Origin of the sequence: Mesorhizobium sp. B2-2-4 (assembly GCF_006442375.1) — a bacterium.
In the GTDB taxonomy this organism is placed as follows: Bacteria; Pseudomonadota; Alphaproteobacteria; order Rhizobiales; family Rhizobiaceae; genus Mesorhizobium.
In genome coordinates, this window is the sequence record NZ_VFWB01000001.1 from 701,202 (window position 1) to 714,837 (window position 13,636).

A 13,636-nucleotide genomic window follows, 5' to 3' on the forward strand; every position below is an offset into this window, starting at 1 on the left:
ATACTCGACGTCGACCGACTGCACGAAATACCGAAACTTGCCGAGGTCGGCATTCCTTCGCGCCCCCCTCTGCCCTGCCGGGCATCTCCCCCACTTGGGGGGAGATTGGCAGCGTCGCCGCCGGCACCAAGCCTAAAAACCGCGCCTACCTGCCTTGCCTTCACCCTAAGCTGAATTGACCCTGCACTCCCAACATGCCAAAGGCCCGCGAAAGCCTTTCATCTGGAGCAGCCTGATGACCGATCGCGTCGAAATCGCCGGATTGCGGATCGCCCGCGAACTTCATGACTTCGTTGTCAACGAGGCCGCTCCGGGCACCGGCATCGATCCGGACAAATTCTGGAACGGCTTTTCGGCCATCGTCCACGACCTCGCGCCGAAGAACCGGGCACTGCTGGCAAAGCGCGACGCTATCCAGGAAAAGCTCGATGACTGGTATCGCGCCAATGGCGCGCCGGTCGACATGGAAGCCTACAAAACCTTCCTGAAGGAGATCGGCTATCTCGTCCCCGAAGGCCCGTCCTTCTCGGTGACGACCGAAAAGGTCGATCCCGAGATCGCCGTCGTCGCCGGGCCGCAGCTTGTGGTGCCGGTGATGAATGCGCGCTATGCGCTCAACGCCGCCAATGCGCGCTGGGGCTCGCTCTATGATGCGCTTTACGGCACCGACGCGATTCCCGAGACAGACGGCGCCGGGAAGGGCAACGCCTTCAACCCCGCGCGTGGTGCGAAAGTCGTCGCCTGGGCCAAGGACTTTCTCGACCAGTCGGTGCCGCTCACATCGGGCAAATGGGCCGGCGTCAACGGCCTTTCGCTGGCCAATGGCGCGCTGCGGCTCAGCGCCGGCGCCGGCTCGACCACCCTTGCCGATGTCAGGCAGTTCGTCGCCTATCGCGGCGATGCCGCCAACCCGCAAGCCGTGCTGCTGGTCAGCAACGGCCTGCATATCGAGATATTGATCGACCGCGACAACCAGATCGGCCGCACCGATCCGGCCGGCATCGCCGACATCATCCTGGAATCGGCGCTGACCACCATCCAGGACTGCGAGGATTCGGTCGCGGCGGTGGATGCGCAGGACAAGGTCGTCGTGTACCGCAACTGGCTCGGCCTGATGAAGGGCGACCTGGCCGAAGAGATCACCAAGGGCGGCCGGACCTTTGTCCGCAAGCTCAACCCCGATCGGTCCTATACCTCGCCCAATGGTGGCACGGTGACGCTGCCCGGCCGCTCGCTGATGCTGGTCAGGAATGTCGGCCACCTCATGACCAATCCGGCGATAACGGACCGCGACGGCAACGAGGTGCCGGAAGGCATCATGGACACGGCGATGACCGCGCTGATCGCGCTGCACGATGTCGGGCCGAACGGCCGCCGCGCCAATTCCCGCGCGGGCTCGATGTATGTCGTGAAACCCAAGATGCATGGGCCCGAGGAAGTCGCCTTCGCCGTCGAGATCTTCGATCGCGTCGAGGCCCTGCTCGGTATGGACCAGAATACCATCAAGATGGGCATCATGGACGAGGAGCGGCGCACCACCGTCAACCTCAAGGAGGCGATCCGCGCCGCCAGGGAGCGCGTCGTGTTCATCAACACAGGCTTCCTCGACCGCACCGGCGACGAGATCCACACCTCGATGGAAGCCGGCCCGATGATCCGCAAGGGCGACATGAAGCAGGCCGCCTGGATTTCCGCCTACGAGGCCTGGAATGTCGACACCGGGCTGGAATGCGGGCTTGCCGGCCATGCCCAGATCGGCAAGGGCATGTGGGCGATGCCCGATTTGATGGCGGCGATGCTCACCGAGAAGATCGCCCACCCCAGGGCCGGCGCCAACACCGCCTGGGTGCCTTCGCCGACCGCGGCGACGCTGCACGCCACCCACTATCACAAGGTCGATGTCCACGCCGTCCAGGCGGCGCTGAAGAGCCGGCCGAAGGCCAAGCTCGACGACATCCTGTCGGTGCCGGTCGCGGTGCGGCCCAACTGGTCGCCGGCCGATATCCAGGCGGAACTCGACAACAACGCGCAGGGCATTCTGGGCTACGTCGTACGCTGGATCGACCAGGGCGTCGGCTGCTCGAAAGTGCCCGACATCAACGATGTCGGCCTGATGGAGGACCGTGCCACGCTGCGCATCTCCTCGCAGCACATCGCCAACTGGCTGCACCATGGCGTCTGCACGGCCGACCAGGTGATGGAAACGATGAAGCGCATGGCTGATATCGTCGACCAGCAGAACCAAGGCGACCCGCTCTACCGGCCGATGGCCGCCGATTTCGACGGCTCCGTCGCCTTCCAGGCCGCCTGCGACCTCGTCTTCAAGGGCCGCATCCAGCCCAACGGCTACACCGAGCCGGTGCTGCACGCGCGGAGGCTGGAACTGAAGGCGAAGGGAGCGGCCTGAACCGGAGAGTTGAAGCCGGCAGGCGTTCCGTTTCCCTCCTCTCGAAGCAGCGCGAACTACGCCGCCTGTGCCACCCGCTCCGAACTCATCCGGTAGGAGATCGCTTCGGCGAGATGAATGCGGCCGACGGTCTCGCTGGCGTCGAGATCGGCCAGTGTTCTCGCCACCTTCAGCACGCGGTGATAGGCCCGCGCCGAGAAGCCGAGCTTTTCGCTGGCCTCCTTGAGCAGCGACAGGCCCGATGCGTCGGGCATGGCGATCTCCTCGATGACCGCGGGCGCGCAATGCGCATTCGTGGCGGCGCTGGTGACGCCGAGCCGTTCGAAGCGCTCGCGCTGGAGGGCGCGGGCACGCGCAACGCGCAGCGCCACGTCGGCGCTCTTCTCCGCCCGGTCGGGCCGGATCAGGTCGCTGGCCGAGACCGCCGGCACCTCGATCCTGAGGTCGATGCGGTCGAGCAGCGGTCCCGAGATGCGCGCCTGGTAGTCGGTGCGGCAGCGTTCGCCGCGCAGGCAGCGATAGCCGGGCTCGCCGGCCATGCCGCATCGGCACGGGTTCATCGCCGCCACAAGCTGGATGCGCGCCGGATAGGTGACGCGGTGGTTGGCGCGCGCGATCATGCAGTCACCGGTCTCGAGCGGCTGGCGGAGCGCATCGAGCGTCTGCGGCGTGAATTCGGGAAATTCGTCGAGGAACAGCACGCCGTGGTGCGCAAGCGACACTTCGCCCGGCCGCGCCCGGATGCCGCCGCCGACCATCGCCGCCATCGAGGCCGAATGGTGCGGCGCGCGGAACGGCCGCCGGTCGGTCAGCTTGCCTTCGCCGAGCTCGCCGGCGACGGAGGCGATCATCGACACTTCGAGCAATTCCTTCGGCGCCAGCGGCGGCAGGATCGACGGCAGCCGCTGCGCCAGCATCGACTTTCCCGATCCGGGCGGGCCGACCATCAGCAGGTTGTGCCCACCGGCCGCCGCCACCTCCAGCGCTCGTTTGGCGGTTTCCTGGCCCTTGATATCGGCAAGATCGGGCAGGTCGCGCGCCGCGGCATGGATGCCGGCCTCCGGCCGGGACAGCACCTGCGTGCCGCGGAAATGATTGGCGATGGCAATCAGGCTGCGCGGCGCGAGTATGTCAAAGTCCTTGCCGGCCCAGGCGGCTTCCGGGCCGCAGGCGAAGGGGCAGATCAGGCCCTTGCCTTCAGAATTCGCGCCGATCGCCGCCGGCAGGGCGCCGGCGACCGCGGCAATGGTGCCGTCGAGCGAGAGTTCGCCGAGCACGACATAGCCGGCCAGCATGTCGCCAGGAATGGCGCCAAGCGCCGCCATCAGGCCGAGCGCGATCGGCAAATCGTAGTGGCTCCCCTCCTTGGGCAGGTCGGCCGGCGCCAGATTGACCGTGACTTTCTTGGACGGCATCGACAGGCCGGAAGCATGCAGTGCCGCCTGCACCCGTTCGCGGCTTTCGGCCACCGCTTTGTCGGCCAGGCCAACGATGTGCATGTTGACCTTGCCGGGCGCGATCATCACCTGCACGTCGACCGGCACGGCCTCGATGCCCTGGAAAGCAACCGTGCGAACCCGCGCCACCATGTCTTGCCCCCGGATCTGGGCTTGCCCCAAGCCTTTTGCAATCAGGCCGCGAAGGGCCTGGGCCGGAGACAATCACAGTTCCTCGGCTAAATCAAGAACATTACAGGAACACGCAATCGCTTGAGTTGCGGCGCGATTGTCTCCGGTTGCAAAAACGGAACATGGTTAATACAAAATGAAAACGGCTATTTCCGCTTGGCCTCCACCGCGTCCCAGAACAGGCTGGCGATGTCGGCGCCGCCGAAGCGTTTGACTTCGCGCACGCCGGTCGGCGAGGTCACGTTGATCTCGGTCATGTAGTCGCCGATGACGTCGATGCCGACGAGGATGAAGCCGCGTTCCCTCAGTGCCGGCCCGATGCGGGCGCAGATCTCGCGCTCGCGCTCGGTCAGCTCGGTCTTCTCGGCGCGGCCGCCGACATGCATGTTGGAGCGGGAATCGTGCTCGGCCGGCACCCGGTTGATGGCCCCGACCGGTTCGCCGTCGATCAGGATGATGCGCTTGTCGCCCTTGCGCACGTCCTTCAGGTAGCGCTGCACGATGTAGGGCTCACGGAACAACTGGCCGAACATTTCGAGCAGCGAGGCGAGGTTGCGGTCGGCCTCCAGCAGGTGGAAGATGCCCGCGCCGCCATTGCCGTAGAGCGGCTTGACGATGATGTCGCCGAATTCCTTGCGGAAGGCGGCGACCTCCTGGGGATCCTTGGTGATCAGCGTTTCCGGCATCAGGTCGGAAAACTCGGTGACGAAGATCTTTTCCGGGCTGTTGCGCACCCAGGCCGGGTCGTTGACCACCAGCGTCCTGGGGTGGATGCGCTCCAGTATGTGCGTGGTGGTGATGTAGTTCATGTCGAAGGGCGGATCCTGTCTCAGCAGGATCACGTCCATCTCCGACAGGTCGGTTCGCACCTTCTCCCCCAGCGAATAGTGGCTGCCCTTCTCGTCGCGTACCTGCATCTCCTCGATGCGGGCGAACACCTTGCCGTCGCGCAGCGACAGCCGGTCGGGCGTGTAGTGGTAGAGCTGATGGCCGCGCCGCTGCGCCTCCAGCGACAGCGCGAACGAAGTGTCTCCGGCGATCGACACGGTGGAGATGTGGTCCATCTGGACGGCGATTTTCAGCTTCATGGCAGGTCCCCAGCACGGTCGATGAGAGAGCGATATAGGGGTCCCGGCGCCTTCTGCCAATCGGGCCACGCCGCTAGCGGTCGAAGACCAGCCTGGAATAGCCGAGAAAGGACAGCCCCATGGCGGCCAGCGAAGCGAAAGCAAGGGCGGCCAATGGCGGGGTTGTCGGCAGGACGACAAGGATGGCGCAGTAGACCAGATAGTTGGCGATGCTGGTGGCGATGCCGACGCTGCCATAGCGCGCGCCTTCCCGCACCAAGCCGCGGCTCGACGGCGAGAAGGTCAGATGCCGGTTTGTCTGCCAGGTGACACAGAGTGCAAAGCCGATGGACAGCATGCGGGCGCTGAAAGGGCCGAGCGGCGTGACCGCAAGCAGCAACCAGAGGGCGGCCGCGTCGGCGACGAAGCCGATGCCGCCGGCAAAGACGAAGCGGACGAGACGGCTCACCGCTTCATGCGGCGCGAGGCGTCTTGCCTGGGCCGGCCTTCGCGGCAGTCGGCTCGTTGGCGCGCTCGCGCCGCTCTATGCGGCCCGAAGGCATCGACAGGTAGAAGATGCGCTTCTGTTCGGCGCGGCCGCGCGACACCGAGTCGAGGATCACCCCAGTCACACCAGCCAGCATCGAGAGCAAGAGCAGGCCGACCGACAGCACCCATGTCGGCATGCGCGGCACCAGCCCGGTCTCGGCGAATTCGACCAGCACAGGCGCCATCAGGAACAGGCTCGACACCAGGAAGACCAGGGCGAAGGCGCCGAAGAAACGTAGCGGTTGCGTTTCCTTCATCAGCATGGCGAACATCCACAGGATCCTGGCGCCGTCGCGAAAGGTCGAAAGCTTCGATGACGAGCCGTCCGGCCGCTTGCCGTAATCGAGCGCGATCTCGCTGACGGGCAATTTGAGCTGCGAAGCATGAACCGACATTTCGGTCTCGATCTCGAAGCCGCCGGAGACGGCCGGGAAGCTCTTGACGAAGCGCCGGGTGAAGACGCGGTAGCCCGAGAAGATGTCGGTGAAATCGCTGCCGAACAGCCCTTTATAGAGGCTGTTGAAGACGCGGTTGCCGAAGGCATGGCCGGTCCTGCCGGCATCGTCGGTGACGCCGCGCCGGGTGCCCACCGCCATGTCGGAGCGCTCGGTCAGAAGCGTGTTGATCAATTGCGGCGCGTCTTCCGGCGCATAGGTGCCGTCGCCGTCGGCCATCAGGTAAATGTCGGCGTCGATGTCGGCGAACATGCGCCGCACCACATTGCCCTTGCCCTGGCGCGGTTCGCGCACCACGATGGCGCCGGCCGCGCGGGCCCTGAGCGCGGTCAGGTCGCGCGAATTGTTGTCGTAGACATAGATCGTCGCCAAAGGCAGCGTCTCGCGGAAGCGCCGCACCACCTCGGCGATCGTCAATTCCTCGTTGTAGCAAGGCAGCAGCACGGCGATGGCGGGTTCGTAGCGAAGCTCTTGCGGCATTTTCCTCTCCGGGTGCCTCGCCGCCACGCGCGGTTCGCGCCGAAAGTCAGGCGCATTCAGGCGGTTTTACTATTTATTGAAGCCGTTAAGGCTAGGTTTAAGGCCGACTTTACGAGTGTCGATTGGCCGAAAAAGCCCGGCATTCCTGCCAGAGGCGATGGGGATGAGCACAGCCAGCAACGGCGCTTCCACCTGGAAGGCCGACATAGCGTTTGCGTTGCTTGCCGCCTTGCTGCTGCTGGCGCTCGATCTCTATGCCGGATTCCCGCAACTGGCCAACCCGGCCGGCGACAATGACAGCCTGCTGCAACTGGTGGAGGTTCGCGACCTCCTGGCCGGCCAGGGCTGGTTCGACCTGCACCAGTACAGGATGGGGCTGGAGGGTGGCTTCGTCATGCACTGGTCGCGGCTGCTCGACGCGCCGCTGGCGCTCGGCATGCTTGCCCTGTCGGCCCTGACGGGCAGTGCCGCTTTGGGCGAGCAGGTCGTGCAGGTGCTTTGGCCTCTCCTGCAATTCTGGCTCGCGCTGTTCTCCATCATGCGCGCCGCGCGCGCTTTCGCCGGCGAGCACGCGGTCCTGCCCGCTGCGGTGGTCGGCGGAGCGGCCTTGTATTATCTCGGAATCTTCTCGCCCGGCGCACTCGATCACCACAATGTCCAGCTGATGCTGACCTTGGCCGGCCTGGCTTTGCTGCTCGAAGCACCTCGCCACCGGCCCGCCGCCCTGTTTGCCGGCGCGTGCGCCACGCTGGCATTGGCGATCGGCATGGAAAGCGCCCCCTATGCTGGAACCCTGGGCGCCATCGTCGCCCTGCTGTTCCTCGTCAGCGGTGGCGGCGAAAGGCTGATCGCCAGGGATTTTGGCTTGGGCGTCACCGCCGTCTCGGCCCTTGTTTTCATCACCACCATACCGGCGTCGGCATGGGGACAGACCCAGTGCGACACCTTCTCGACCGTGCAGTTCGTGGTTGCCGCGCTTGCCGGCGCCGGCCTTGCGGTCATTGCCTCATGGGGCGCCGCCAATGCGACGTACGGCCGTCGCCTGGTCTCGCTCGGCCTGCTGGCGTTCGTGCTTGTCCTTGTCGTGATGTTTCTGTTCCCGCAATGCCTGGCTGCCCCGTATGCCGGCCTCGACCCGCGCCTCCAGCAGATGTGGCTCGGTCATATCGACGAAGCGCAGTCGATATTCCAGCTCGTCGCGGCTGATCCGGCCAGAGCGGTGGCGCGCTTCGCGACGCCGCTGGTGGCGATCGTCCTGATGGCGCTGCGTCTCGGCAAGGGCGGCTGGCGGCGGCAGGACAGTCTCGTCGGCGCGCTGCTGGTGGTGGCTTTCCTGGTCAGCGCCTGGGAGGTCCGCGGCTCGACCTTCTCCATCGCCTTCGCGGTGATCCCGCTTTGCGCCTGGATTGCCAAATGGCGGCAGCGCGCCGAAAACAGTCCGTCCGGTGGCTCCGTGCTCCGTATGGCCGCAGCCTGGCTGATCTCGGTCAATGCGGTTTGGTCCAGCGCTGCCGAGGCGGCATCGAGCGCCTTCCAGACCGGTGCGGCCGTCACCGACGCCGGCATCGATGCACCTTGCAACAGCAAGGCCTCGTTCGCCGCGCTCGCCCGCATGCCTCACACCACGGTGCTGGCCATCTCCAATCTCGGCTCGCCGATCCTGGCCTTTACCGGTCATCGCGCGCTCGCTGGGCCCTACCACCGCAACGTCGCCGGAAACCTGCTCGTATTCGATGCCTTGCTGGGCTCGGCCACTGACGCGAAAGCCGTCGTGGCAAACCATCGCGTCGGGATTGTCGCGCTCTGCCGCGGCAATCCCGAAACCAGGCTTCTCGCAACCAAGGCGCCTGACGGCTTTCTGGCCGGGTTGATGCATGGCAGCGTGCCGGATTGGCTGGAACCGGTGGCGGAGACCCAGGGCGCGCCGCTGGAGCTCTATCGCGTTCGCCCCGCCGGCTGAGAATCCGCGTGAGCGACGACGCCGTTGAGCCCGGACGGCTTTGCGGAGGGCAACGCACTCCAGCGGCGAAAAATCGATTTTTCCGATACGTTTCCTAAAGGGTTTGCTGCCAGTCTCGGAAATAAATTCCGACTTCGAGAAACAGGGACACCGATGCAAACTTCGTTTGGCACCGGTCAGGCAAACAGGGAGAGCACGGATCTGGCATTCACCGATCCGTTGACCGGGCTTGGCAACCATCGCCGCTTCTTCGACAAGGTCGATCGCCTGATCAGCGACCGTGCCGACGATCCCGCGCCCTTCACCGTCGGCATTCTCGACCTTGATGGCTTCAAGCCGATCAACGATCTGTTCGGCCACAAAGCCGGCGACGACATCCTGATCCAGGTGGCGATGCGGCTGCGCGCCTCGATGGACGGTCATTCCACCGTCTGCCGCATCGGCGCCGACGAATTCGCCTTCCTCTACCCGCTGGTGTTCAGCGAGGAGGCGGCCGCCGAAAAGTCGCGCATGCTGATCGAAATCCTGTCGGCCCCGTATGATGTCGGCGAACGCACGGCGAGGCTGTCGGCCTCCGTCGGCTGTTCGCTGTTCTATTCCGGCGACGAGACCACCGAGATCCTCATCAACAAGGCCGAAACGGCGCTTTACCATGCCAAGCGATCCGGCCGCGGCCGGGTCGTCGTCTATACCCGCGAAATGGAAGAGGCGGCCAAGCGCGTCACCCGCATCGAGCAGGCGCTGCGCCGCGCGGTCTCGGCCGGCGAGGTGGAGCCGCATTTCCAGCCGATCGTCGACCTCACCACGCGCCGCACCATCGGCTTCGAGACGCTGGCGCGCTGGACCGACCGCGATCTCGGCTCGGTGCCGCCGACCGTCTTCATTCCGATCGCCGAGGAGCGCGGCATCATCGGCCCGCTGTCGCAGCTAGTGCTGCGCAAGGCGACCGAGGCGGCGAGAAGCTGGCCGAAGGACCTGTTCCTGTCGTTCAACCTGTCGCCCTCGCAGCTCGTCGACCAGAACACCGGCCTGCACATATTGGCGATCCTCGACCGTACGGGCTTCGATCCGCGCCGGCTGGAGATCGAGATTACCGAGACCGGCCTGATGAACGATCCGGCCTCGGCCGCGCAGATCGTCGAGGACCTGCGCCGCGTCGGCATCCGCGTCTCGCTCGACGATTTCGGCACCGGCCAGTCCTCGCTCGGGCGGCTGCGCGAATTCCATTTCGACAAGTTGAAGATCGACCGCGCCTTCGTCTCCTCCATTCTCGATGACCGCCCGTCGGAGCACATCATCCGCGCCATTCTCGCAATGTGCGAAGGGCTCGGCATGGATGTCGTCGCCGAAGGCATCGAGGAAGAGGCGCAGGCCGACCGCCTCGTCCAGTTCGGCTGCGCCGGTGGGCAGGGCTATCTGTTCGGCAAGCCGGCCGATGCCGACGCCACGCTCGGCTATCTCCGCGATTCCTTCCGCGGCGCCTTGCGCGCCAAGGCAATCTGACCGGGCGATTGACCGGTCCTCGATCGAGGACCGGCCGTGCCTGTGCGTGGTCTCCAGGCTTTTTGTCAGACATAAGCCTCAAAATCCGTCTTTTCGCCCTTGCCCGCCGGATCGGTCTGGCTAGGATGCGCGCCGGTCAACCCGGGAGACGAAAACCATGATGCCATCGGCACGTTTTGCCGACCTCGAAGGCGCTTCGGTGCTGATCACCGGCGGCGGCTCCGGCATTGGCGCGGCATTGACCGAGGGTTTCATGCGCCAGGGCGCCAAGGTCGCCTTCATCGACATCGCCGACAAGCCCAGCACCGCGCTTGCCGACCGCATCGAGAAAGAGCTCGGCCGCCGGCCGCTCTACCTCAAGTCCGATCTGCGCGACATCGAAGCGCTCCGGGCGTCTGCCGCGAAGGCGGCCGAAGCGCATGGCGACGTCACCGTGCTGGTCAACAATGCCGCCTGGGACGAACGCCACGCCGTCGAAGACGTGACGGTGGAGTTTTGGGACAACAACCAGGCGATCAACCTCAGACCGCATTTCTTCACCGCGCAAGCGGTGGCGCCGGGCATGAAGCGGGCCGGCGGCGGCTCGATCATCAATTTCACCTCGACCTCCTACCTGATCAACCACCCCGACATGCCGGCCTACACCGCCGCCAAGGCGGGCATACTCGGCCTCACCAAGGGTTTGGCCGGCAAGCTCGGGCCCGACCGTATCCGCGTCAACGCCGTCGCGCCCGGCTGGGTCATCACGGAACGGCAGCAGGAACGCTGGGTGACGGAGCAGGCGCTTGCCTCTCATGTCGCCAAGCAGTGCATCAAGGACGTCATGCGGCCGGACGATTTGGTCGGCACCGTGCTGTTCCTGGCCTCGGACGCCTCGCGCATGCTGACCGCGCAAATGCTGATCGTCGACGGAGGTTTCCTGTGAGCCCCGGGTTTGCCGGCCCCCGATTTGTCGGCAATGTGCCGGCGGTCGCGGCGCTCGATTGGGGCACGACCCGGCTTCGTGCCTGGCTGATCGACGGCGGCGGCAAGGTGCTTGCCGAGCGTCGCGGCGACGACGGACTGATCACCGCGCGCGAGAAGGGCTTTTCCCGGGTTCTCGAGGGTCATCTCGCCGCCATGGGCGCGCCGGAAACGCTGCCCGTCATCATCTGCGGCATGGCAGGCTCGCGCCAGGGCTGGCTCGAAGCGCCCTATGTCACCGTGCCGGCGCCGATCGGCGCCATCCTGGCCGGCGCGGCCCGCATCCCGGGGGAGAGCCGCGACATTCGTATCGTGCCCGGCCTTGCCCAACGCCTGGCCGATGCGCCAGACGTCATGCGCGGCGAGGAGACACAGCTTGCCGGCGCCGGTTTGCCGGCAAAGGGGCGTGAAATCGTCTGCATGCCGGGCACCCATTCGAAATGGGTTCTGGTCAAGGACGGCGCCGTTGCCGGCTTCGGCACATGGCCGACCGGCGAGCTGTTCTCGGTGCTGGCCGCGCATTCGATCCTGCGCCATTCGCTCGGCGAGCATCCCGAGCCGGTCGATCCGGAGAACCTTTTCTTCCGCCGCTGGTGTGATGCGGCGTTGAACGAAGGTGGCGACGTCACCGCAAAACTCTTCTCGATCCGCGCCGCCGGTCTGCTCCAGGACATGAAGGCCGACGATGCCGCGGCCTGCCTGTCGGGCCTGCTGATCGGCGGCGAGATCGCCTCGGCGAGGCGCCACCAGGCCGCGGGCGCCACATCGGTGGTGCTGATTGCCTCCGGCGCGCTTGCGGCGCTTTATCGGCAGGCGCTCGGCCTTGCCGGGCTTGGCGTGCGGACCGTCGACGCGGATGAGGCGGTGCGTGCCGGCCTGGTCGAGGCGGCGCGCGAAAACGGCATGATCGCCAGAACCGGAGTTGCCTGATGAACCAGACCGCTGCGTTCCCGAAGCTCAAGCGCGGGCTGGTCGCCATCCTGCGCGGCCTCAAGCCTGCCGAGGCGGTGGCGATCGGCCAGGCGGTCTTCGATGCCGGCATCGAGGCGATCGAGGTGCCGCTCAATTCACCCGATCCGTTCGCGTCCATCGCCGCCATCCTCAAGGCGCTGCCGCCGGCCGCGCTGGTCGGCGCCGGCACGGTGCTGACGCCGGCCGATGTCGATGGCTTGCACGAAGCCGGCGGCCGGCTGCTGGTCAGTCCCAATATCGATGCCGAGGTGATGGAACGCGCCATGCAATACGGCATGGTCACCATGCCCGGCGTGTTCACGCCCACGGAGGCCTTCCTGGCGATCCGGCTCGGCGCCTCGGCGCTGAAATTCTTCCCGGCAAGCGTGCTCGGCGCATCCGGTATTTCCGCCATCCGCGCGGTGCTGCCGGCTTCGACATTGGTCGGCGCGGTCGGCGGCGTCTCAGAGAAGGACTTTGCCGGCTACAAGGCGGCCGGCGTCACGGTTTTCGGGCTTGGTTCCAGCCTGTTCAAGCCGGGCATGAGCGTCGAAGACGTGGCCGCGCGGGCCCAGGCGGCGGTGACGGCCTGGGACGCGGTGTTCGGCGGAGACGCAGGATGAGCGAAGCGATCGTTTCGGTTTTTTCCGACCATGTCTGCCAGCTCGGCGAGGGGCCGAGCTACGACCCCGCCACAGACACGCTCTACTGGTTCGACATAGTCAAGGGCCATCTCCTGGAAAAGCGCCTGTCCGGCGGCGCGGCCCAGGTGCACGAGCTTGGCCGGATGGCCAGCGCTATCGCCATCATCGACGACAAGCGCCAGCTGATCGCCACCGAAACCGGGCTTTTTGTCCGCGACGTCGCCACCGGCAGGATGACGCTGCACACACCTGTCGAGGCCGACAATCCGGTCACCCGTTCCAACGATTCCCGCGTCCATCCCTGCGGCGCCCTTTGGACCGGCACGATGGGCAAGGGCGAGGAGAAGGGCGCCGGCGCGATCTACTGGTTCTTCAAGGGCGAATTGCGCAAGCTGTTCTCCGACATCACCGTGTCGAACTCGATCTGTTTTTCCGCGGACGGCGCGCTCGCTTATTACACCGACACCTCGACCGGCCTGTTGATGCGCGTCGCTTGCGATCCGGCGACCGGCCTGCCGGCGGGCGAGCCGAAAGTGTTCGTTGATCACCGGTCGGCCAAGGGCTTCGTCGACGGCTCCGTGCTCGACCGCGACGGCATCCTGTGGAATGCCGTCTGGGGCGGCAAGGTGGTTAAGGGCTACGCCCCGGACGGCAAGCTGGTGCGCACGATCGCCATGCCGGTGACGCAGCCTTCCTGCCCGGCCTTTGTCGGCAAGAACGCCAGCCGGCTGGCGGTTACATCGGCCTGGCACGGCAAGGACGACAAGCAGCGTCAGCTCGACCCTCAGGCCGGCATGACCTTCCTCCTCGACATCGAGGTCAATGGCCGGTTCGAGCCCCGCGTGCTGATCGCCTAGGGCACCTCAGGTGATGCCGGCCTTTTCGGCTCGGCCTGACGCGAGTCTCGGTACCCCGATGCACCGCGTCTGACGGGATCATTCGGCCGGCTGTCACGCAGGCGTCCGGCCCGCGTCGGTTTCGCGAAAGCCTGGCGTCTTCGCCATGCGATGGTGTGGAATTGCACCATTG

11 protein-coding genes are annotated in these 13,636 nt (G+C 65.9%); 7 read left to right on the forward strand and 4 right to left on the reverse strand.

Annotation, left to right across the window (positions count from 1 at the left end; genetic code table 11):
- Positions 1-235: 235 nt before the first annotated feature.
- On the forward strand, positions 236-2,407 hold the full coding sequence (locus FJ959_RS03645) for a malate synthase G (protein ID WP_140628515.1): 2,172 nt from the start codon (positions 236-238) through the stop codon (positions 2,405-2,407).
- 56 nt (positions 2,408-2,463) lie between these two features.
- On the opposite strand, the gene FJ959_RS03650 is transcribed toward FJ959_RS03645, so the two are convergent.
- From FJ959_RS03650 to FJ959_RS03665, 4 genes are all read right to left on the reverse strand, one after another.
- Complete coding sequence (locus FJ959_RS03650) at positions 2,464-3,996, reverse strand: YifB family Mg chelatase-like AAA ATPase (RefSeq protein ID WP_140559115.1); 1,533 nt, start codon at positions 3,994-3,996, stop codon at positions 2,464-2,466.
- Positions 3,997-4,181: 185 nt separating this feature from the next.
- A complete protein-coding gene (gene gshB, locus FJ959_RS03655) occupies positions 4,182-5,123 on the reverse strand; it encodes a glutathione synthase (protein ID WP_140514181.1) in 942 nt (313 codons plus the stop codon).
- A gap of 73 nt (positions 5,124-5,196) precedes the next feature.
- Complete coding sequence (locus FJ959_RS03660) at positions 5,197-5,571, reverse strand: GtrA family protein (protein ID WP_140563764.1); 375 nt, start codon at positions 5,569-5,571, stop codon at positions 5,197-5,199.
- Between the two features lie 4 nt (positions 5,572-5,575).
- Positions 5,576-6,586 (reverse strand): glycosyltransferase, encoded by a 1,011-nt coding sequence (locus FJ959_RS03665; protein WP_140628518.1) that lies wholly within the window; start codon positions 6,584-6,586, stop codon positions 5,576-5,578.
- A 163-nt stretch (positions 6,587-6,749) separates the two neighbouring features.
- Between FJ959_RS03665 and FJ959_RS03670 the strand changes: the two genes are divergently transcribed.
- From FJ959_RS03670 to FJ959_RS03695, 6 genes are all read left to right on the forward strand, one after another.
- A complete protein-coding gene (locus FJ959_RS03670) occupies positions 6,750-8,546 on the forward strand; it encodes a GtrA family protein (protein ID WP_140628520.1) in 1,797 nt (598 codons plus the stop codon).
- Positions 8,547-8,699: 153 nt separating this feature from the next.
- Positions 8,700-10,049, forward strand: coding sequence for an EAL domain-containing protein (locus tag FJ959_RS03675; protein ID WP_140491655.1), 1,350 nt, complete (start codon positions 8,700-8,702; stop codon positions 10,047-10,049).
- 157 nt (positions 10,050-10,206) lie between these two features.
- Entirely contained in the window at positions 10,207-10,974 is a 768-nt protein-coding gene (locus FJ959_RS03680) for an SDR family oxidoreductase (RefSeq protein WP_140491653.1), read from the forward strand.
- Positions 10,971-11,942 (forward strand): 2-dehydro-3-deoxygalactonokinase, encoded by a 972-nt coding sequence (locus tag FJ959_RS03685; protein ID WP_140628522.1) that lies wholly within the window; start codon positions 10,971-10,973, stop codon positions 11,940-11,942. Before FJ959_RS03680 ends, FJ959_RS03685 begins: the two co-directional genes overlap by 4 nt.
- A complete protein-coding gene (locus FJ959_RS03690; protein ID WP_140491649.1) occupies positions 11,942-12,586 on the forward strand; it encodes a 2-dehydro-3-deoxy-6-phosphogalactonate aldolase in 645 nt (214 codons plus the stop codon). The genes FJ959_RS03685 and FJ959_RS03690 overlap by 1 nt, the downstream gene beginning before the upstream one ends.
- A complete protein-coding gene (locus FJ959_RS03695) occupies positions 12,583-13,464 on the forward strand; it encodes an SMP-30/gluconolactonase/LRE family protein (RefSeq protein WP_140491648.1) in 882 nt (293 codons plus the stop codon). Before FJ959_RS03690 ends, FJ959_RS03695 begins: the two co-directional genes overlap by 4 nt.
- The last annotated feature ends 172 nt before the right edge of the window (positions 13,465-13,636 follow it).

Coding starts and splice junctions, on each gene's coding strand:
- FJ959_RS03645 (WP_140628515.1), top strand. CDS start 236: ATGACCGATCGCGTCGAAATCGCCGGATTGCGGATCGCCCGCGAACTT.
- FJ959_RS03650 (WP_140559115.1), bottom strand. CDS start 3,996: ATGGTGGCGCGGGTTCGCACGGTTGCTTTCCAGGGCATCGAGGCCGTG.
- gshB (WP_140514181.1), bottom strand. CDS start 5,123: ATGAAGCTGAAAATCGCCGTCCAGATGGACCACATCTCCACCGTGTCG.
- FJ959_RS03665 (WP_140628518.1), bottom strand. CDS start 6,586: ATGCCGCAAGAGCTTCGCTACGAACCCGCCATCGCCGTGCTGCTGCCT.
- FJ959_RS03670 (WP_140628520.1), top strand. CDS start 6,750: ATGAGCACAGCCAGCAACGGCGCTTCCACCTGGAAGGCCGACATAGCG.
- FJ959_RS03675 (WP_140491655.1), top strand. CDS start 8,700: ATGCAAACTTCGTTTGGCACCGGTCAGGCAAACAGGGAGAGCACGGAT.
- FJ959_RS03680 (WP_140491653.1), top strand. CDS start 10,207: ATGATGCCATCGGCACGTTTTGCCGACCTCGAAGGCGCTTCGGTGCTG.
- FJ959_RS03690 (WP_140491649.1), top strand. CDS start 11,942: ATGAACCAGACCGCTGCGTTCCCGAAGCTCAAGCGCGGGCTGGTCGCC.
- FJ959_RS03695 (WP_140491648.1), top strand. CDS start 12,583: ATGAGCGAAGCGATCGTTTCGGTTTTTTCCGACCATGTCTGCCAGCTC.